The organism is Arthrobacter sp. ISL-5 (assembly GCF_018613835.1).
GTDB lineage: Bacteria > Actinomycetota > Actinomycetes > Actinomycetales > Micrococcaceae > Arthrobacter.
Genome location: NZ_JAGGPM010000024.1, coordinates 16,232 through 32,576, shown reverse-complemented (window position 1 = coordinate 32,576; position 16,345 = coordinate 16,232). Strand labels below are relative to the sequence as shown.

Sequence of the window (16,345 nt, the reverse complement as noted above, 5' to 3'; positions counted from 1 at the left end):
CACCGCTAGACGAAACGGTGAGCCAAACGCCGTCATCGGCTAACAGTCACAAGGATCGGCCGGACGATATCTGAAGGCCCGGTTTCAATTCGCCGGCGCTGCCGGCGCGTCCGCGGATGGCAGGGCGGGGGACATTGACGGATATGACGGTATGCCGCCGCCGGAGCCGGCTGCTTCGAAGACTCCGACCGTGGTTTCTCCGTCGCTGAGGTACACCGGGATTTCCCTCGGCGGCCGCGGGGTGCTGAAGTTCGTCACGGCGTCTGCCCGGCTGGTGGGCATGGGCCCGCCATAGAGGTCCTTGGCGTAGACGTAGCCGGATCCGCCGTTTGTTGCCACGACGGCGATCAAGTCCGGCGTTCCGTTCCCCTGGCTTTCGACGCCGTAGGTTTCGCCTTTGGCGTTGACCCCCAGCTCCGTTCTCACCTGCTTCACATACTTGGCGGTGAGCTGCCAACGGCTTTCAGGGCCGGTCTTGATCGTCACGCTGCGCTGCCCTGGGGCGAGAGGGACCGTGTACCCCGACGTGTTAGGACGCGTATCCGCATGGCGTTCGTGGAAAGTGGCGGTGGCGCCATCCGGGAACTCGAACGAACCGGTGGTGAGGGCGGTCAGTGTCATTTCGATGCCAGTGGCACCCTCCGGGGGCACGCCGAGCTCGACCGTGGCTGTTCCCGTGTAGGTTTCAGTCACGGGGGATGCCAAGGGGGTCACTTGTTCGGTTCCGGGGATCACGAACAGCCCGGCTGCCGCCGCGCCGATGCCGCCTAACAGGCCTGTACCGGCCAGGGCACCGGCGGCAAGCCATCGCCGTGTGCGTTGGCGGGTCCGGGCCGGAGAAGATTTCTGGACCTGCGACACAAGTTCTGCCCTAAGCGCGCTGCTGAACCAGTCATCGACGCGAAGCTGCTTCATGACCGTTCTCCTTCCAAAACCGGGGTTGCGTTGCTGCGGGGAGCAGGAGCGTCCGGGTCTTGGCCGCCGCCGCCACAGCTCAAGGAAGGCTGCGGCCATGATGTCTTCGGCGTCGTGATGATTCCCGGAGAGCCGGTACGCGTGGCGAAAGACCCGGTCGCGGTGTCTGTCGTACAGCGCCCCGAATGCCTCGCCGTCGCCGCTGAGGCTGCGGGACCACAGCCTGTCCTCATCCTTCTCAACGTTCCCCATGCCCTGTATTGTCCGGAACGGCCCAAAAGGTTACTCAGTCACAGGCCGTTGCTTCCGCACTGTCAGGTAGAGGCTATGCGCGGTGATGACCAACGCCAGCCACGCCGCCCCGAGGGTCCAGGCCGCCAGGACATCAGTGAGCCAGTGATGTCCCAGGTAAACGCCGCTCAGGCCAATGGTCACGGCAAACGCGGCCGCAACGGACACGGTGAGGCAGCGGCTCAGTGCGGTCTTGAGCCGGAGAACTATCAGGTAGGCGATGATGCCTACGATGACAATTGAGTTCAGGGAATGCCCGCTTGGAAACGAGGCGGAATAGTCGAACGGTGGCACGGCATCCTGAAAGTCGGGGCGCGTACGGCCGAGGAGCCGCTTGCCGGCGATGGTCATGAGCAGTGAACCGGTCCCGGCGACGACGATGAGGATGGCGGGGGTCCAAGTCCGGCGCTTGATCGTCAGGGATATCGTGGCGGTAAGGGCAAGAATCAGAATGCCAACGGTGTCGCCTATGTAGGCGTAGGCGGTGACAATGAGGTCAAGGGCGGGGGAGCGGAGGTTCTTTCCCGCCGCAAGCGCCGGGTGGTCCAGCCCTGCGACTCCGTCGGCTTGAATCACGGATTCATACACGCGGGCGAAGGCGGCGGTCATTGCGGCGACGATGGCAGCGCCCGGCAGAAGGGTCAGGATCAGCGCCCCGTGCGGCCCGAGGAAATCGCTGCTTCCTCGGACAGCCCTGGACAGGAGTCCATAGGACCGGTCGTCCCCCCGGGTGAGGTCACGGCCGCCGACGAAGCGGTCCTGATTCACTTCATCGCCGACACCTTCGTCGGTCTGGCTGCGTCGTTCCTTACTCAACGTTGGTTCCCATCTCGAATATCGACCATCGTCAGGCTATGCCGTAAGCAAATCCTAATGGCTCGTCCAGCGTTCTAGGCGCACCGCTACTGATAGTGATTCAGCACGGACTCCAAGCCGATCCCTCGGGCGCCGGCCTTTAGCGACGGGAGCCATCATAAACACCGGACTTTGACGCGGGGTGGTGGTGCCTGTGGTCCCTGGACATGCAGCGCTCATTTCCGGGATGTTGGGAAATCAGACGTGCTGATCTACGAGAACCGGGTTGCCGTCCGGATCCAGCACAATAAAGCTCGCTGGTCCCGTCGTGTCCTCGTCTGCTTCCGAAAGGAATTGCGTGCCCTGGGCTTTCAATTGCCGCTGGAGATCGCGCAAGTCGGTGAATGAGTCAAGCGCCTCCGCTTCCTGAGTCCAGCCCGGGTTGAAGGTCAGCATGTTCTTGTCAAACATCCCTTGGAAGAGGCCTATGACAGCATGTTTTGCTCCACTCTTCAGAATGATGAATTCATCCGATGATAGTCGCGGCGGGCCCCGGCGGAGCGTACGGGGCGAGGGCCGCTACGAGGTGGCGGCGTCAGCTGATCCGCTCAGCCAGGGCCACGATGATTCCCTCTGGACCGCGCACGTAGGCCATTCGCCAGGCAGCCTCATACTGGCCGATGCCACCGACCAGCCCGTATCCCTCCGCGGCCAGCCGATCGACGTGCCCCTGAAGATCGTCGACTTCGAAGGATAAACTGCGTAGCCCGAGTTCGTTGGCCATGGCGGCGGGCGATCCCGGTTGGGGGTCTGGCCGGACGAAGCTGGAAAGCTCCACCCCTGTTCCTCCGTCAGGTGTTCGCAACATAACGATCTCTGTTCGGGAATCAGGGATCGCTATGACCGTGTCGATGAACTCGCCCTCCACGAACGTTCGGCCCTCGATCTCGAGCCCGAGTCCAACGAAGAACGCCGTCACTTGGGCGAGGTCCTGAACGGTGACACCGACGTGGTCGAACCGCATGATGCGCGACATGAGAAAAGTCTCCAAGTTTTCGTTTACACGGCCCAAGACGGAACCTACAGCGGACTTTACGGCGGATTCCCGACGGGAGAAAGACTCATCCCGCGCGCGGCAGACTCTGTGTACGGGTAGGGATCGCTTATCCGGACGCCTCGAAGAGAATGAGCTCAGACCGACCGTCGTCCGCGGTCACTCCGCGAATCGGGCGACCGGCCGGAAGTTGAGAGTCTCGTGCATCCTGATGGATGCCGTGTTGTGTTCGATCATCTCGCTGGTCCAGCGTGTTCGGTCGCTGGAATCACAGATCGCATCCACATGTTCCAGGTCATCCAGGGTGTATTCACGAATCTGCATGGACACAGCGTACTGGGCGAGCCGAACCGCTCCTTCGTTCCTGCCCGCAAGCCGGTCGGTGAACGACCGGAGGTAGGACCGTTGGCAGCCGCCCGTGCCCGTCCAAGTGGCGGACGGGCACGAAATTGATAGTGCCAGCTCCCTCAGAAGTTGAGTAGCTGGGTTTCTGTTGAACCATCGCGGTAGGTCACGTTGACGGCTACACCTTGTTCAGAGGCGTTTTCCAGTTCGTTACCGGGCAGCCAGAAGGCGAACTGACCTTTTGCGACGGTTGCGATCACGCTTTCGCCGGCAGCGTTGGTGTAAGTGATTGCTTCGATATCGCTTCCCGCGCGGCCTGACGCGATTGAAAGGGGCGCATTTGAAATAACGCCGGTTCCGAGTTGTGTGGCAGCGAGTCCCCGAGCTCCGGGGGCGGTTTCATTACCGAGTTTGCCAATGGAGCCAAACATGCCCTTGTTGAACCATGGTGCTGTGGAGTCCGTGGTGCACGTTGCTTCGAAACCGTCAGGGCCGGTGAGGACGACAGTCGCCCACGACCCCCGTCGCTCGGCAATCGCTACTTCCGCGGTTGTGAGATCGGCCGAGTACATGCCGCCACCCACGTCTCCTTTTGAGTTGCGGCAGTCTGAGACGGCGTTATCGAGTTCGGAACCGCGCAGTGCCGCAGGTTCTGCGGTCCACGTGGCGAAGGCCGGGTCCCCTCCTGATAATGCGGGCATGATGAGTAGTCCGGCTGTGGCTGCCGCTGCCAGTCCGCCCAGAATGACGGTACGTCGGCGGCGGTTGGTCTCGCGTGCTGTTGGTTTGTTCGCAGCAGTTCCTTGCTCATAGGTAGCAGCCGGTGCTGGGTGGGACCTCAGAATATGCTTGAGGTCCGCTTGTGCCCGGGTAGGGTCCGGTCGGAGGGTTTGTTCTGCTGCATCCATGGACCGCAGAAGCACGTCGAGGTTCTGGTCGTTTTTCATGGTGTTGATGCCTTTTCAGGTGATGCTGCGGGTATGCCGGAAGCATTGCGGGGGAGGTGATGGAGAAGGAGCCGTAGTGCCCGTCTGGCACGGGTCAATCTCAGCCGGAAAGCCACGGGCGAGATTCCCAGGACTTTGGCTGCCTGCGGCGCTGCAAGATCCTCAAAGACAGCGAGTCCGAGGGCTTCCTGATGGACTTCGGAGAGAAGCGCCCAGGCGCGGCTCAAATCGATGCGGCTACTGACTAGGTCATCGTGAGAATCGATGTAGAAATTCGGTGTTGTCTCGGCGAGGCGGACACCGAGAGCCTGATGGCGTTGTTCCCCACGCCTGGCATTGAGCATAAGATTCCGCGCAATCCCGAAAACCCAGGCCCGGGCGTCTTTCTCATCCGCTGGCGCTTCGGAGAAGCGTCTCCAGACGACCAGAAACGCTTCAGCGACCACGTCCTCAGCGTTTGCCGTTTGGGTGCGACGCTGAACGAACTTCAGTAGATCGGCATATGAGAATTCGTATAGCGACCGGAAGGCGTCCGCCCAGTCAGGGGCCCTCGATAGATGACTCATACCTATACCTGTCCGCCACATGCCTATGTGTGTTGCAAATGGTCGAACAATTCTTACAGGCAGTTAGTCCGAACGCCGCTGGAGATAATTCTGTGCCAACTGGGAATGCCGCCGGGTTCGGTTTGTGTCCCCACCCTGGCCGGTTCTAGCGGAAGATGTTGTAGGGGCTCCAGCCCGTGCCGACGATGGTCCGGGCACCCCAGGTGCCCTTGCTGAAGGGGTAGTGGGCCAGTCGGCCGTCGCTGAGCCGGCTCATGAGCCCGGAGCTTCCCGTGGTGAATCCGGCCACGCGTGTGATGCTGTTGATGCTGTTCCACCCGGTGCCCACCGTGCGCCTGGATTCGGAGACGAAGCCGCCGGCTCCCGTGGAGCGGTACAGCACCATGCTGCCGTCGGTGCGTTTGGCCAGGATGTCCTGTGCCCCGTCCTGGTCGAAGTCGGTCATGGTGAGGTAGAGGCCTCCCCATCCGACACCGGTCTTGATGCGGGGTGACAGCGATGATCCGGCGCTGTTGCCGTAGTACCAGAGCGTCCCGGCGCCGTCGTAGGCAAGGATTCCCGGGTACTTGTCCGTCTTGCGCCAGCGGCCCACCGTCACGTGGTAGCTGCCCCAGCCGGTGCCGATGGCCCGGGCGGCGGCGAATCCGCCACGGGAGTTTCCGGCGTAGTAGCTCAGGCGGCCGTCCTGCCACTGGGCGATGAGGTCGAAGACGCCGTCGCTGTTCCAGTCCGTCACGAACCCCTTGGCCAGGGTGGACCAGCCGGTGCCGATCTTTTCCCGGGGCTGGAACCCGCCGTGGCCGTTTGCCGGGTAGTTCCACAGCACACCGTCGGATGCGGCAGCGACGACGTCCGCAGCGCTGTGGATGGACGGCCTGGAGATGGGCGGACTGGTAGCGGTGAAGGTCCAGGTCTTGTCCGACGCCAACGCGTTACCGGCAACATCCTTCACCCCACCGGAGCCGCCCGTGATCGTCGCCGTGTACGTTGTATCCGCCGCCAGATCCGCACCCGGGTTCAACGTCGCCACCTTGTCTGTGCTGTTGTACGTCACAGCGGCCGGCACCGTCGTCGTCCCCGCCTTCAACGTGAACGTGTCCGATGTGACCGTCGAGGCATCCATCGCCGCCGAGAACGACCCCGTCACATTCGCCGTCCCCGCCACACCAGTCGCGCCAGGAGCCGGAGACGTACCCGTCACCATCGGAGCCGTCGTATCACCACCACCACCGCCCCCGCTGGGGTCGTAAAAGTGCCAGTACCGGCTTGTGGCGTTCACATCGGCGAGCACCAGCAGACCGCTGTTGGCCGTGCCCCGCGCCGCACTGTTGAGGTTCTGCTTCGTCGACGTCACGTTGTGGACATACTGGTCGGCGTCGACGATACGAGCCGTCTTCGCGGTGGTGAAGCTGATGTTGTCCAGCGGCGAGGACTTCTCGTAGATCGCACCCCCCGAGCTAGTGCAGGCACCAGCGTTCGTCGTGCCACTGGGCTTCGGATAGGTAGCGAAGGTACGCAGCCTCTGCGTGCTCTCATCAATCAGGACGATCACCCGGTTCGGGCACTCCGAGACAGTGGCGATCGTGTGCGCCGACCAGGTCGTGCCAGTCAATGCCAACAGCTGGATCAGCGGCTGAGACGCCGAGGTGAACGACGTCTTAATAGCGGCGAAAACCTGACCACCCGAGGAGTCCAGCCACTTCAAGTTCATGTGGTCATCACCGCTGCGCTGCCCCGACACCGCCGCCACAGGAGCGGTCCAGTCGGTGTTCGAATCGCCGTCGTCGTGGTAGCTCCAGTACATGCCGTCGGTGGAGCTACCGAGCTGCCGGCTCCACAACACACCGATCTTGCCTGGTCCGAACGCGATCACAGCGGCCGTGTCGTCCACTGACACGTTGCTCAACGACGCAGGATGCGCGAACGGCGTCCCCCACGTCTCGCCATCCGTGCCCGTGACGTTCAGATAGATCTGGTTCCCCTGCTGCCACGCGGCCCACACCCGGCCAGTGGAGTCCTTATCGATGGTCAGGGTCTCAACGCGGAAGTTGTTGATGTTTGTAGAACTCTCCAGCGAGTACGTCTTTGTACTCGAGTCGTAGCTGAAACGCCGCATCGTCGACGGGAAGTTCGGCTCAGCCGGCAGACCGTCGTTGACGAACCGATAGCTCGCCACATACAACGTCGTCCCGTCCCACAACACGTCATGATGGGTGTTCGCGCGCGTGTCGGTTCTCACACCCGTATCGACCCACGAGCTCGTCGCGGCATTGAACCGGAAGATATGAAAATCCGAGCTGGCAGTGTCCCACAGGTTCCCCCACCAGACCCCGTCGTTGAACCACAAATCACTCGTCGCCCGCTTCGTGCCCGTCGGCGTCCCCGTCCCCGAATGCGACGGACCCTCAATCCCAACATCACCCACAGCAGCCGACGCAGCAGCCGGCACCACCAGACCACCCACCGCAAGCAGCAGCGCTGTCAGCAGTCGAAGACCAGCCAGGCGACCACCTCCCCGCTTTACGCCAAGCCAGGAAGTCCTGCGACCTCTACCAGGCCCGCCCATGTAGGCAAATGCATCCAGCAACGTTGCTCTCCGGAGTTGAACGTCGACCTGCGTAGGGATGGTCACTAGCCTCACCGCTCACTGAAGTTGTTTGCCTATGTCAGTCCCGAGCAACCTTCCCGGCGTGATACGAAAAACCGAATCCCCAGCTGCTGCGGTCCTGGCAACTTGTGTGCACTCCCTTCGGAACATGTTCGACTGAACAACTTGGAAAAAGCCTAGGATTTCGTGAACCGGCCCCAGTTTAGGGGTTTAGAATCCTTGGAAACGGGCCGTTGAGATCGATGTTCCTCGGGACCGCGAGGGCAGCTTCGATCCGCAGATCGTGAAGAAGCGCCAGCGCCGCCTGGACGGGATCGACGAGGTGGTGTTGTCCCTGACTGCCGTGGCCGGACGACCGGAGAGATCGCGGCCACTTCGTGACGTCTACCGCGCAACCGTCTCCAAGGACATCATCAGCCGGATCACCGAGAAGGTCTCGGAGGAGATGCCCGGATGGACCAACAGGCCAGTGGTCCAGACCTGCATTGTCCATCTGATCCGTAACACCTTCCGCTTCGCCGCCCGGCAGCGAAGTGGCACGTGACCTGCGCCCGGTCTACACGGCACCGTCCGAGGCCGCAGCCAAGGAACGTTTCGTGGAGTTCTCCGCCAAATGGGGCCGGCAGTACCCGGCCATCACCCGGCTGGGGGGAGAACGCGTGGAGTGAATTCGTGCCGTTCCTGGACTATGACGTCGATTTTGCGTTGCCTTGCGGAGCAACTCCGGGAGTCTTGAGTCAACGGGTCATGGGGGAACCCCCGCGTCCAGCGGTGGTCACTCCTTGGTCAGCTCGACGTCGGTAAACTCAACGGTCGTGCCCTTAGCCAGGGCGGGTGTTTCGGACTCCTCGCCGTGGCGGTTGAATGCCGGGACACCGAGGGTGGCACGCAGTGTGTAGGTCCCGTCCTCGGGCACGGTGAAGTTGTTGGCGTAGTGGTAGAAGGTCGAGTAGTAGAAGTTTAGCTTCAGCTCTTGCACGACCTTGTCCTGGGCATCGACCACTTCCAGGGTGATCGGCACGTTGGGGACGATCCGGCCGGTCGAGGTTTCGGTCGGAATGATCTCGATGTGATGGGTCTCGCCAGCCTTTGGCGCACGGAAATGCGCACCGTGTGCGTCGAACCATGGTTCGGCAGCCTCGGTGATCAGGTTGACAGTCCATTCCCCGGACTCGACTGTTTTGCCCTTTTCGGCAACCTCATTGGCGAGCACCTCGTACTGCTTCTGAACGCCAGCCGGGACGGCGAACCCATCGTCCTTTACGGCGGCTTGGGCGCCACATCCGGTGAGTGCAGCGAGGGCAAGCGGGGCGGTCAGGGCGGCCAGGGTGGCACGAAGCATCGTAAGTCCTTTGGTTAGGGGAGCCTTATTTATGTGAACCTTACTCAGTTTTTATCCATCACTGCAATGTGATCTCAGCCACGGTAAGGTGCGGGTTCCGGGCAGGTGGGAATCCCACAGCGCAGGGACCGCCGGCGGCACCGCCCACAGGAACCGTCCCTGATGCTGCTCTGATCCGGCTCGAAAAACAACTGGAGAAATACGTCATGCTTTGTTTTCGTAATTTAACAATTCTGGCTGTACTGTTCCGGGTTAGGCATACCTAATCCCCTGGAAGTCCCTCTTTGAACTCAGCTTGACCTTACGGAGTGCCCCCGCCCCAAAGACCTGCGCTGCCCGGCACCTAATCGGGCAGCAGCCACCGCTCCCACCGGGAGCTGCCACGAAAGGCCGGCATCATGACAGCCGACACCCCGATCGCACAGATCAGGCCCGAGGGGGCCACCGGAACCGCACCCGTCGCCGCCGTCGGGAACTCCGGCAAGCAGACGGCCCGGCTGATCCTGCTCGGCGTGCTGTGCGCGGCAGGCTGGCTGGCCTCCGTCCTGGTCGGGCACAGCGTGGAGTGCGGCCCCGAGCTGCACCGCATCGGCCTCGCCGTGCACATCCTCGCTCTGGTGCTCTCGTTCGGGACAATTCTCGTCGTTGACTGGCTGGGCCTGCTCTGGCTTCTGGGCAGGGTGCACATGCACGAATCAGGGAAGCTCGAAGCCGCGGCGAAACCGCTGATCTGGGGAGGCCTGGCCCTGCTCCTGGCCTCGGGCGCCCTCATCGACCCTGACCTGACCAACCCCGTCACGGCCGTCAAGCTCGGCGCAGTGCTGATCCTGATGCTCAATGGACTCAGCATTGCCCCGGCCATGCACCAGCTGCTGGCCCTGCCCCCGGAAACCCGCTTCGGCGAACTCGGCCGCAAGCTCAGGCTCCGGTTGATGATCGCCCTGAGCGTGTCACAGGCATGCTGGTGGACAGCCGTGCTGATCGGCCTGATCAACAGCACCCTTAGGCGGTGGTCGGGGATGTAGCCGAACAAAACCGCCGGAAGGCGGCTCGGCCCCGGAACTACTGGGCGGAACGCCGGTTGCGCGCCTGCTCCGCCAGCCGTGTGAAGGCAAAGACGAAGATGGCCTCGATCAACACCATCAATCCGAGTAGCAACCACTGGCCGTTGCCGATGAAGGCGACGGCACCGACGAGGACGAGCACGGTTCCGAGGACCAGCGCAGACACGGCGAACCCGAAAGCCACCCTGGCGCTGCGAACACCGGTCCGGAAGCCAAAACCCAATGGCTCTCCTCCGGGGTACCCCTCAACGCGGTCGGGGCCTGCGGGCTTGAGCCTGTCGAACTCCTCCCAAGGGTCCCGGTCCTGATCCTGATCGGTCATAGTCCCATTATCCCGCGATTCCAGCGGACCTACGATCCGCCGTCCCGGCGTAGGCGCACCTCTCGATTGGGAACGTCTACCCCTCCGAGGGCTGCTCGTTGGATGGTCGCTGAGCGATGAGTACTGCTTGGGGCGACTTCTCACGGGGGCCGGGTCCGCGTGACATCTGAGCAACCATGTTGAAGCCAGCGTTCGCCAGGTGTTCAATGACGGTTGCTGGCGTGAATAGTTGGGCCTCCATCGAAACGTCGTGACCGTACGCGCGGGATATCTGACGAGAGCCTTCACCCGCCTGGAAGCTGATCAATGCATATCCCCCGGGCGCAAGGACGCGGAAGAACTCTGCAAATACGCCGGGGAGATCGACGGGGGCCGAATGGATTATGGAATACCAGGCGAAGACTCCGCCCAACTGCATGTCTGCATGGGGAAGGTTCCCCAGCTCGGCGACATCGAAGCCGAGCCCGGGATAAGTCCGCCGGGCCACCTCAATCATTCCAGCGGACACGTCGATGCCTGAAGTGTCGACCCCCAGGGACGACAGCAGCCGGGTCATCCGGCCGGCGCCGCAGCCCGCGTCGACCACCGAGCGGACGTTTCCTTCCATCACGTAGCTGGCGAATGCTTCGATCATGCCGCGGTCGGCCGGCGCCTCGAAACTGGCATCGGGCAGCAGTGTCGCGTAGCTCTCTGCGACCACGTCATAGGCCGACCGGACGAGGGCAAGACGACCATCACGATGCATCTGGAAAGGCTATCGCGGCCTGCCTCGCCTGAAGGGCGCGTCGTAGCGTTCTTTATTGCCGTCAGCCGGTAGGTGAGGGGACGATAGTTGCAGGGGCGGGAATATGAGGAGGCCTCCTTTCGGAAGGTTGCGGGGTGCTAAATGTTCGCCATGAAGACCGGTGGTCGCAGGCGGGTGTGGCCCATCGTGGTGGCGGGGGTGGCCGTTGTCCTGCTCGCCATAGGGTTCTCGGTGTTCAAACCGTGGCTTCTCTTTGTCGACGTGCGCGTGGATGAACAAATCCCGACCGTGGCCGCATCCCCCGAAACCGCACAACCATCGCCGTCCGCTTCATTGAACGCCCCGTCACCGCCCGCGGCCGCCCCCACACGGCAGGCGCCTGCCGGACCAGTTCAAGTTGCTGTAGGTTCCTTGATCAGCCACGAACACACGACGACGGGGACAGTTCGGATCCTGAGGCAGCCAAACGGCGACCGCGTGCTGACCCTGGAGAATCTCGACACGTCAAACGGGCCGGATGTGCACGTGTGGCTGAGTGCTGCGGACGTCGTGGAGGGAACGGGCGGTTGGTTTGTCGCCGGTGGAGCCGAGTATTTTGACCTCGGCCTCATCAAGGGGAACCAGGGCAACCAGGTCTACGCAATCCCCGCCGGGGTTGATCTGAAAAAGTACAAGTCGGTCGATCTGTGGTGCGTTCAATTCAGCGTGTCATTCGGAGCGGCTCAGTTGACGTTCTGAGCAACTGGCGGACCAAACCCGGAACCGTTTCCTGCTATTTCAACGCGGTGACTTGATGGTCTTCATCGTGAAGCGCGAGACGACCTTCTGGATGCCGGGCAGTGTCAGGACCCTTCGTGCCCCCGCAGTGGACACCGCAATTTGAGCGGACTAGGCCCACGCGTCCTGACTTGCAGCGATGCGGTCGACGAAGTCCAGTACCGCCGGATGGGCGGGGTTGATGAGGTGTCCGCCGGTGACCAGCACTGTCCGGGTGAAGGGCAATGCGCCTGACAGCCGGGCGTTCACCAGCCTGCACGCCTCTGGCGACTCCTCCGCGGACACGATGAGGGTGGGCCGGCGGATCCCCGCCAGCTTGTCCTCGTCCAGCTCCAGGGCGTCCTCGCTGAGGTCCATGCCGTGGCCGCTGATCTCGGCGAGGACGGCGTGCCCCGTCCCGGCAAGCATCTCCCGGAGGTCCTCGGGCAGCGACTCCCACGTCGCGTCGCCAAGAGCCTGCCGGATCACAGTTTCCGCAGCCAGCCGCGGCTGACCGGCCGAGCGCTCCAGCACCCGGAGGCGGAGGCTGCGTGCCCATGCGTCGGCCTCCGGGTCGATGGTGAAGAGAGCCGGCTCCAGGAGAACCAGCCCCTTTACCTTGTCCGGGAACCGGCGGGCAAGCTCGATGGCAATGAGGCCGCCGGTGCTGCGGCCGATCACCACTGCCGGCCCCGCATGCAAAGCGGCCAGGACGCCCGCGGCGTCGTCCACGTGGTCCACCAGGTCCAGGGTGTCGAACGGCGCCGGGGGAGCGCTGCGGTGGAAGCCCCTGCGGTCATAGATGATGCACCGGCCATGCAGGGCCAGGTCCTTGGCGGCATCCGCCCACATCACGGCTGAACTGGGCGTCCCGTGCACGCCCAGAATTGGGATCCCCGCGCCGTATTCCTCGTAGTAGAGATCCACGCCGTTGACGCTGAGCCGGGACATACCACCAGCGTAGGTCGCGCCCTCATTCAGCGGAAGGGAGGCCATCCTCGGCGTCGATGGCCGGCAGGAGCTGGCGGTTCCTGATGCGCGATTCACCGAAATCGATCGTCACCGGTTGGATCTCCCAGGAGCCGCTCCGCCTGGTCAGTGGAATCCCCACGGCAACGTGGGGTGTCCAGCGTGGGTACCTGAAGCCAAGAGCGCGCGAGCTGAGAATGAAGTCATCGGCGTTGTCCACGAGGAGCTCGGCCAGCAGCCCGTGCAGCGCCTGCACGAGGGAGACCTGAAAGTCCCGCACGCTCTGGGGCACCTCCACTTCCAGTCCGCAGACGCTGCCGCCGCCCAGTACGATCAGCCTTTCGGCATGCCCCGAGAAGCCTCCCATCACCGGCAGCCGCTTCAGCCACGCGGACGTTATGAGGGCGGCTGTGGCGGGACTCGTGGTACCTTTGGTCCACTCGGAGACGTCCTGGGAGAAGTCGTCCAGCACGCCGATGTGCAGCAGTGTCATGTGCAGGCCATGCTGCCTGCGCAGCGAACGCACGTAGCTGCCCAGCTTCTCGTAGTCTGCGGTCCCGGACCCAACACTGAGCACCGGCACTTCCACCGTGATGCGCGGAACCGTATGCATCCGGACTCTCCTTCATGCGCTGGTCGGTCGTTTATCCGCGCTGGTCGGTCGTTTATCCGAGGGTGGCGAGGGCGCGGTGTGCGGATTCCACAACCACCGGCGTGCGCGCCGTCAGCGTCTTCACTTCGCCGTCGATCTGCAGCGGAACGGATTCCGTCGTCTGGAAGCTGTAGCGGCTGACGCCGGGTTGGACGCCGAGCCCAATCGTCACGGCGCGAAGGGTCATGAGCGCCATACGCCATCTGCTGGCGTGGGGCAGCATGATGACCTCGAACAGCCCGTCGTCGGGATCGCCGGTCTCGCTGATTCTGCCGTACTTGGCCATGGCCGGGACATTGGCCAGGATGAGGCTGTCGAACACGGCACGGGCCCCGTCGTCGCGGATGATTTCGAAGGGCTGCAACCGGGCCAGGGTGCGTACGACAGAGACCAGCTCCGTCAGCGCTCCCTTGTTGCCCTCCTCAATTCCGATGGCCATGGCAGGTGTCAGTCCGAGGCCGATGTACGAGTGGGCGTAGTGCGTCCAAGCGGCCTTTCCCACGCCCTGGGTCAGGCGCAGCAGATCGATTCGATGGACCTCGCCCCGGACGATTGCTTCGATCAGCGGAATCCGAGGGGTGCTGCGGTGGTGGTCGTTGGCATTTCCGCTGGCCAGCACCGCGCAGGCCGCGCGGCTTTCCGCGACGTCCATTACCCCGTTAATCACCTCGTTGTATCCTCCATCGCCGCTGGCGGACACGATCAGGGGCCGTCCGGAAGCTGCCGCCGTCCGGGCGAGTTCCCGTGCATGGCCCGGGAACTGGCTTGGCTCCAGGCGGACGGGCATCTCAGGCAGACGGAGGGTCACTTGGCCGCGCAGCTGCTCGGCCAGTTGGGCAGGGTTCCGGCTGCTGACAGGGTTGTAAATCACGATGATGCGGTCAAACGGTGACGAGGACGAGGAAACGTCCATGGGGTATTCCTTCGACTAGCCAGCCCACATTGAATGACAGATTCTAGAGTGAGTTTAACGCGTCTGCCCGCAGCCCGCCCTGTTGACGGTCGTCCCCCTACCTTCCATAAAGGTGTGGGTATCCGAAGGTCCGGCAAGGGCAAGGGCAAGGGCGGGAGCGCCGGGGCTGGCGGTCACTCTAATCGAAGGAAATTTCGTGGGCCAAGGCGTCAATGGTCTTACGGCGGGCTTCGTCCGCCTGGCTTTTTAGCAGAGCATCTTCGTTTCGTTGCTCCCGCTCGTGACGTGACTGTTCACTTATCTCCCTGACCAGCGAGCCGATCAGCGTGGACAATCCGGATTTCAGTTCCTCCAGGCTGGTATTCCGGATTTCCAGGCGCCGGTCATCAACGTAGAGGCTGACGTCGCCATAGCCCTGTTCCGCGAGGCGCTCCCGGACGGCCGGTCCCGGAATCAACTTGGACTCGACCGGATTGACACTTCGGGAGAAGCGGGCCGAGACGGTGTACCGGGCAGGCGCAGTGCCCGCATAGAGTTCGCGCGGAACCGAAACGACGGATGACACCCGGAGCGTTGACTCCGGCGATGTGTCCTCAACTGGTTCCCTAGGTGAGACATTTGCGTTCACAAGTACTATTCTTTCACCCTTTCCGACACCCGGAACTCGGGGCCGCGCTTCAAACCGGTGCACTATTCCCCGCCCAGCCCGGGTGGGAGGATTTGTGTATGAGCGAGAATGCAGGTTCCGGCCCCGAGCCGCGTGCTCCCGCGATCGCGGAAAAGCAGGCGCAAGGCGAAGCCAAAGATGAACAATCGGCTCCGTCCACCGGCCAGATGCGGACAGTGGGGCAGCGTCGCAGGGATTCGGAAGAAAAGCTTGAGAAGCATCAGCAAGAAGCGCGGAACAAACCTACGGACTGAGCGTCCAGCCGACTTGGGAAACGTTCAACGATTCAGCAATCGGATTGTGGTGCAGCTCGTGTAAATTCGGACGTATGGCACCTGCGAACCCGAACGCCGAGAATTCCCGCTTCCACGAACCTGCGGCTGCCCCCCAGGGCGGACCGGCATCGCCGGGCGGAATGTCCAGGCTGCGCGTGGCGGTTCCTTCAGTGGCAACCCGCGTCGCCACCGAACTGCGCCTCCAGATCGCGGAAGGCGCCCTGCTGCCGGGAACAAAGCTCAAGGAGGAGGCCCTTTCCGAAGAGCTCGGCGTCTCACGCAATACCGTGCGCGAAGCGTTTGCCGAACTTGCCAGCGAGCGCCTGGTTGTCCGCCAGCCCAACCGCGGTGTCTTCGTCGCCAGCCTGGGCGTCAACGACATACATGACGTCTACACCGTGCGGCGGGCCATCGAGGTCAGCGCCGTCCGCGGCGGCGGCAGCCCGGAAAGCATCGCGTCCGTGCGGGCGGCCGTCGAGGAAGGCAAACGCGCAGCCGCAGCGGGGGACAGCGAAGGCCTGGGCAGTGCCAACCAGCACTTCCACGGCGCCCTCGTAGCAATGGCGTCCAGCGAGCGCCTCAACACCATCATGTCGCAGGTGCTCGCCGAGATGAGGCTGTTCTTCCACAAGGCCTCTGTCGACGGCGGGTTCTACCAGGACTATCTGGAAGAGAACGAAAAGATCTGCAAAGCCCTCGAAGCCGGCGACACCGAACTGGCGGCCGAACGCCTACTGTCCTATCTCGACAGGTCAGAAGAGCACCAGACCGCGGTTCACACCTCCTAACAGGAACTGCGCCGCAGCCCGGCGCTGCTACCTCGTTACGACTTTGACGGTCCGAGGGCCTGGCGGTCCAAGCGCCGCCCGTCGGGATCGCCTAACGGGACGTCCCTCCATGCGCGCAACCCGGACCAGCTCCTGATCCCGCCTGACCTCGATTCTCCGAGCCCGATTCCTCCCTGCCCGCGGCTAAGATTCGCCGACCCTTGACGGGTGTGACCTGCGTCGCGTAAATTGTTCAACAAGAATGAATTGTTCAACGATCTGACAATTCAACACAACGCTAGGTTTTCCCCAGCCACACTGGCGGCAAGCCTCACACCAACTGCCCCCGTTG

General features: G+C 63.0%; 21 protein-coding genes. 6 read left to right on the top strand and 15 right to left on the bottom strand.

Features of this window, described 5'->3' with window-relative positions; all coding sequences use genetic code 11:
- Nucleotides 1-84: 84 nt before the first annotated feature.
- From J7I89_RS12740 to J7I89_RS12700, 8 genes are all read right to left on the bottom strand, one after another.
- The gene (locus tag J7I89_RS12740; protein ID WP_214970758.1) at nt 85-1,167 is read right to left on the bottom strand and encodes an RNA polymerase sigma factor; all 1,083 of its coding nucleotides are present in this window, start codon (nt 1,165-1,167) and stop codon (nt 85-87) included.
- A 30-nt stretch (nt 1,168-1,197) separates the two neighbouring features.
- A complete protein-coding gene (locus J7I89_RS12735; protein ID WP_251045271.1) occupies nt 1,198-2,022 on the bottom strand; it encodes a phosphatase PAP2 family protein in 825 nt (274 codons plus the stop codon).
- Between the two features lie 237 nt (nt 2,023-2,259).
- The gene (locus tag J7I89_RS12730; RefSeq protein ID WP_214970755.1) at nt 2,260-2,472 is read right to left on the bottom strand and encodes a VOC family protein; all 213 of its coding nucleotides are present in this window, start codon (nt 2,470-2,472) and stop codon (nt 2,260-2,262) included.
- A gap of 124 nt (nt 2,473-2,596) precedes the next feature.
- A complete protein-coding gene (locus tag J7I89_RS12725; protein ID WP_214970752.1) occupies nt 2,597-3,037 on the bottom strand; it encodes a VOC family protein in 441 nt (146 codons plus the stop codon).
- 177 nt (nt 3,038-3,214) lie between these two features.
- Nucleotides 3,215-3,379, bottom strand: a complete 165-nt coding sequence (locus J7I89_RS12720) for a hypothetical protein (RefSeq protein ID WP_214970750.1) — start codon at nt 3,377-3,379, stop codon at nt 3,215-3,217.
- Nucleotides 3,380-3,522: 143 nt separating this feature from the next.
- Nucleotides 3,523-4,347: a hypothetical protein gene (locus J7I89_RS12710; protein ID WP_214970747.1), complete on the bottom strand. Its 825-nt coding sequence runs from the start codon at nt 4,345-4,347 to the stop codon at nt 3,523-3,525.
- On the bottom strand, nt 4,344-4,913 hold the full coding sequence (locus J7I89_RS12705; RefSeq protein WP_251045270.1) for an RNA polymerase sigma factor: 570 nt from the start codon (nt 4,911-4,913) through the stop codon (nt 4,344-4,346). Before J7I89_RS12705 ends, J7I89_RS12710 begins: the two co-directional genes overlap by 4 nt.
- Nucleotides 4,914-5,058: 145 nt before the next feature.
- A complete protein-coding gene (locus J7I89_RS12700; RefSeq protein WP_308159891.1) occupies nt 5,059-7,152 on the bottom strand; it encodes an Ig-like domain-containing protein in 2,094 nt (697 codons plus the stop codon).
- A gap of 652 nt (nt 7,153-7,804) precedes the next feature.
- Between J7I89_RS12700 and J7I89_RS12695 the strand changes: the two genes are divergently transcribed.
- Both J7I89_RS12695 and J7I89_RS25610 read left to right on the top strand, forming a co-directional pair.
- A complete protein-coding gene (locus tag J7I89_RS12695) occupies nt 7,805-8,065 on the top strand; it encodes a transposase (protein ID WP_308159890.1) in 261 nt (86 codons plus the stop codon).
- On the top strand, nt 8,055-8,189 hold the full coding sequence (locus J7I89_RS25610) for a hypothetical protein (RefSeq protein WP_285290209.1): 135 nt from the start codon (nt 8,055-8,057) through the stop codon (nt 8,187-8,189). Before J7I89_RS12695 ends, J7I89_RS25610 begins: the two co-directional genes overlap by 11 nt.
- Before the next feature lie 107 nt (nt 8,190-8,296).
- Here J7I89_RS25610 and J7I89_RS12690 read toward each other — a convergent pair whose 3' ends face one another.
- Nucleotides 8,297-8,863: a hypothetical protein gene (locus tag J7I89_RS12690; protein WP_214970741.1), complete on the bottom strand. Its 567-nt coding sequence runs from the start codon at nt 8,861-8,863 to the stop codon at nt 8,297-8,299.
- A gap of 398 nt (nt 8,864-9,261) precedes the next feature.
- On the opposite strand from J7I89_RS12690, the gene J7I89_RS12685 reads away from it, so the two are divergent.
- Nucleotides 9,262-9,888: a hypothetical protein gene (locus J7I89_RS12685; RefSeq protein WP_251045269.1), complete on the top strand. Its 627-nt coding sequence runs from the start codon at nt 9,262-9,264 to the stop codon at nt 9,886-9,888.
- Nucleotides 9,889-9,925: 37 nt separating this feature from the next.
- Here the strand turns inward: J7I89_RS12685 and J7I89_RS12680 are convergent, their stop codons facing one another.
- Complete coding sequence (locus tag J7I89_RS12680) at nt 9,926-10,249, bottom strand: hypothetical protein (protein ID WP_214970737.1); 324 nt, start codon at nt 10,247-10,249, stop codon at nt 9,926-9,928.
- A 76-nt stretch (nt 10,250-10,325) separates the two neighbouring features.
- Entirely contained in the window at nt 10,326-10,994 is a 669-nt protein-coding gene (locus tag J7I89_RS12675; RefSeq protein ID WP_214970734.1) for a class I SAM-dependent methyltransferase, read from the bottom strand.
- 141 nt (nt 10,995-11,135) lie between these two features.
- Here J7I89_RS12675 and J7I89_RS12670 point away from each other — a divergent pair, with 141 nt between their 5' ends.
- Entirely contained in the window at nt 11,136-11,732 is a 597-nt protein-coding gene (locus J7I89_RS12670) for a DM13 domain-containing protein (protein ID WP_251045268.1), read from the top strand.
- 150 nt (nt 11,733-11,882) lie between these two features.
- Here J7I89_RS12670 and J7I89_RS12665 read toward each other — a convergent pair whose 3' ends face one another.
- The 4 genes from J7I89_RS12665 to J7I89_RS12650 all read right to left on the bottom strand — a co-directional run bounded on the left by J7I89_RS12665 (nt 11,883) and on the right by J7I89_RS12650 (nt 14,912).
- Nucleotides 11,883-12,701 (bottom strand): alpha/beta fold hydrolase, encoded by an 819-nt coding sequence (locus J7I89_RS12665; RefSeq protein ID WP_214970731.1) that lies wholly within the window; start codon nt 12,699-12,701, stop codon nt 11,883-11,885.
- Nucleotides 12,702-12,723: 22 nt separating this feature from the next.
- Complete coding sequence (locus J7I89_RS12660) at nt 12,724-13,332, bottom strand: hypothetical protein (RefSeq protein WP_214970728.1); 609 nt, start codon at nt 13,330-13,332, stop codon at nt 12,724-12,726.
- Between the two features lie 52 nt (nt 13,333-13,384).
- Nucleotides 13,385-14,284, bottom strand: coding sequence for a diacylglycerol kinase family protein (locus tag J7I89_RS12655; protein ID WP_214970725.1), 900 nt, complete (start codon nt 14,282-14,284; stop codon nt 13,385-13,387).
- Nucleotides 14,285-14,462: 178 nt separating this feature from the next.
- Nucleotides 14,463-14,912, bottom strand: coding sequence for a hypothetical protein (locus tag J7I89_RS12650; protein WP_214970721.1), 450 nt, complete (start codon nt 14,910-14,912; stop codon nt 14,463-14,465).
- 98 nt (nt 14,913-15,010) lie between these two features.
- Here J7I89_RS12650 and J7I89_RS12645 point away from each other — a divergent pair, with 98 nt between their 5' ends.
- Both J7I89_RS12645 and J7I89_RS12640 read left to right on the top strand, forming a co-directional pair.
- Nucleotides 15,011-15,205 carry a hypothetical protein gene (locus J7I89_RS12645; RefSeq protein ID WP_214971046.1) on the top strand — a complete coding sequence of 65 codons (195 nt, stop codon included), beginning with the start codon at nt 15,011-15,013 and terminating at the stop codon, nt 15,203-15,205.
- A gap of 161 nt (nt 15,206-15,366) precedes the next feature.
- Nucleotides 15,367-16,014: a GntR family transcriptional regulator gene (locus J7I89_RS12640; protein WP_214971017.1), complete on the top strand. Its 648-nt coding sequence runs from the start codon at nt 15,367-15,369 to the stop codon at nt 16,012-16,014.
- Nucleotides 16,015-16,345: the final 331 nt, after the last annotated feature.

What these genes read in the sequence shown, in the direction of transcription:
- J7I89_RS12730 (WP_214970755.1), bottom strand. Translation starts at nt 2,472, where the DNA reads ATGTTTGACAAGAACATGCTGACCTTCAACCCGGGCTGGACTCAGGAA.
- J7I89_RS12710 (WP_214970747.1), bottom strand. Translation starts at nt 4,347, where the DNA reads ATGAAAAACGACCAGAACCTCGACGTGCTTCTGCGGTCCATGGATGCA.
- J7I89_RS12680 (WP_214970737.1), bottom strand. Translation starts at nt 10,249, where the DNA reads ATGACCGATCAGGATCAGGACCGGGACCCTTGGGAGGAGTTCGACAGG.
- J7I89_RS12655 (WP_214970725.1), bottom strand. Translation starts at nt 14,284, where the DNA reads ATGGACGTTTCCTCGTCCTCGTCACCGTTTGACCGCATCATCGTGATT.
- J7I89_RS12740 (WP_214970758.1), bottom strand. Translation starts at nt 1,167, where the DNA reads ATGGGGAACGTTGAGAAGGATGAGGACAGGCTGTGGTCCCGCAGCCTC.
- J7I89_RS12660 (WP_214970728.1), bottom strand. Translation starts at nt 13,332, where the DNA reads ATGCATACGGTTCCGCGCATCACGGTGGAAGTGCCGGTGCTCAGTGTT.
- J7I89_RS12685 (WP_251045269.1), top strand. Translation starts at nt 9,262, where the DNA reads ATGACAGCCGACACCCCGATCGCACAGATCAGGCCCGAGGGGGCCACC.
- J7I89_RS12725 (WP_214970752.1), bottom strand. Translation starts at nt 3,037, where the DNA reads ATGTCGCGCATCATGCGGTTCGACCACGTCGGTGTCACCGTTCAGGAC.
- J7I89_RS12720 (WP_214970750.1), bottom strand. Translation starts at nt 3,379, where the DNA reads ATGCAGATTCGTGAATACACCCTGGATGACCTGGAACATGTGGATGCG.
- J7I89_RS12675 (WP_214970734.1), bottom strand. Translation starts at nt 10,994, where the DNA reads ATGCATCGTGATGGTCGTCTTGCCCTCGTCCGGTCGGCCTATGACGTG.
- J7I89_RS12690 (WP_214970741.1), bottom strand. Translation starts at nt 8,863, where the DNA reads ATGCTTCGTGCCACCCTGGCCGCCCTGACCGCCCCGCTTGCCCTCGCT.
- J7I89_RS12640 (WP_214971017.1), top strand. Translation starts at nt 15,367, where the DNA reads ATGTCCAGGCTGCGCGTGGCGGTTCCTTCAGTGGCAACCCGCGTCGCC.
- J7I89_RS12665 (WP_214970731.1), bottom strand. Translation starts at nt 12,701, where the DNA reads ATGTCCCGGCTCAGCGTCAACGGCGTGGATCTCTACTACGAGGAATAC.
- J7I89_RS12670 (WP_251045268.1), top strand. Translation starts at nt 11,136, where the DNA reads ATGTTCGCCATGAAGACCGGTGGTCGCAGGCGGGTGTGGCCCATCGTG.
- J7I89_RS12705 (WP_251045270.1), bottom strand. Translation starts at nt 4,913, where the DNA reads ATGAGTCATCTATCGAGGGCCCCTGACTGGGCGGACGCCTTCCGGTCG.
- J7I89_RS12645 (WP_214971046.1), top strand. Translation starts at nt 15,011, where the DNA reads ATGAGCGAGAATGCAGGTTCCGGCCCCGAGCCGCGTGCTCCCGCGATC.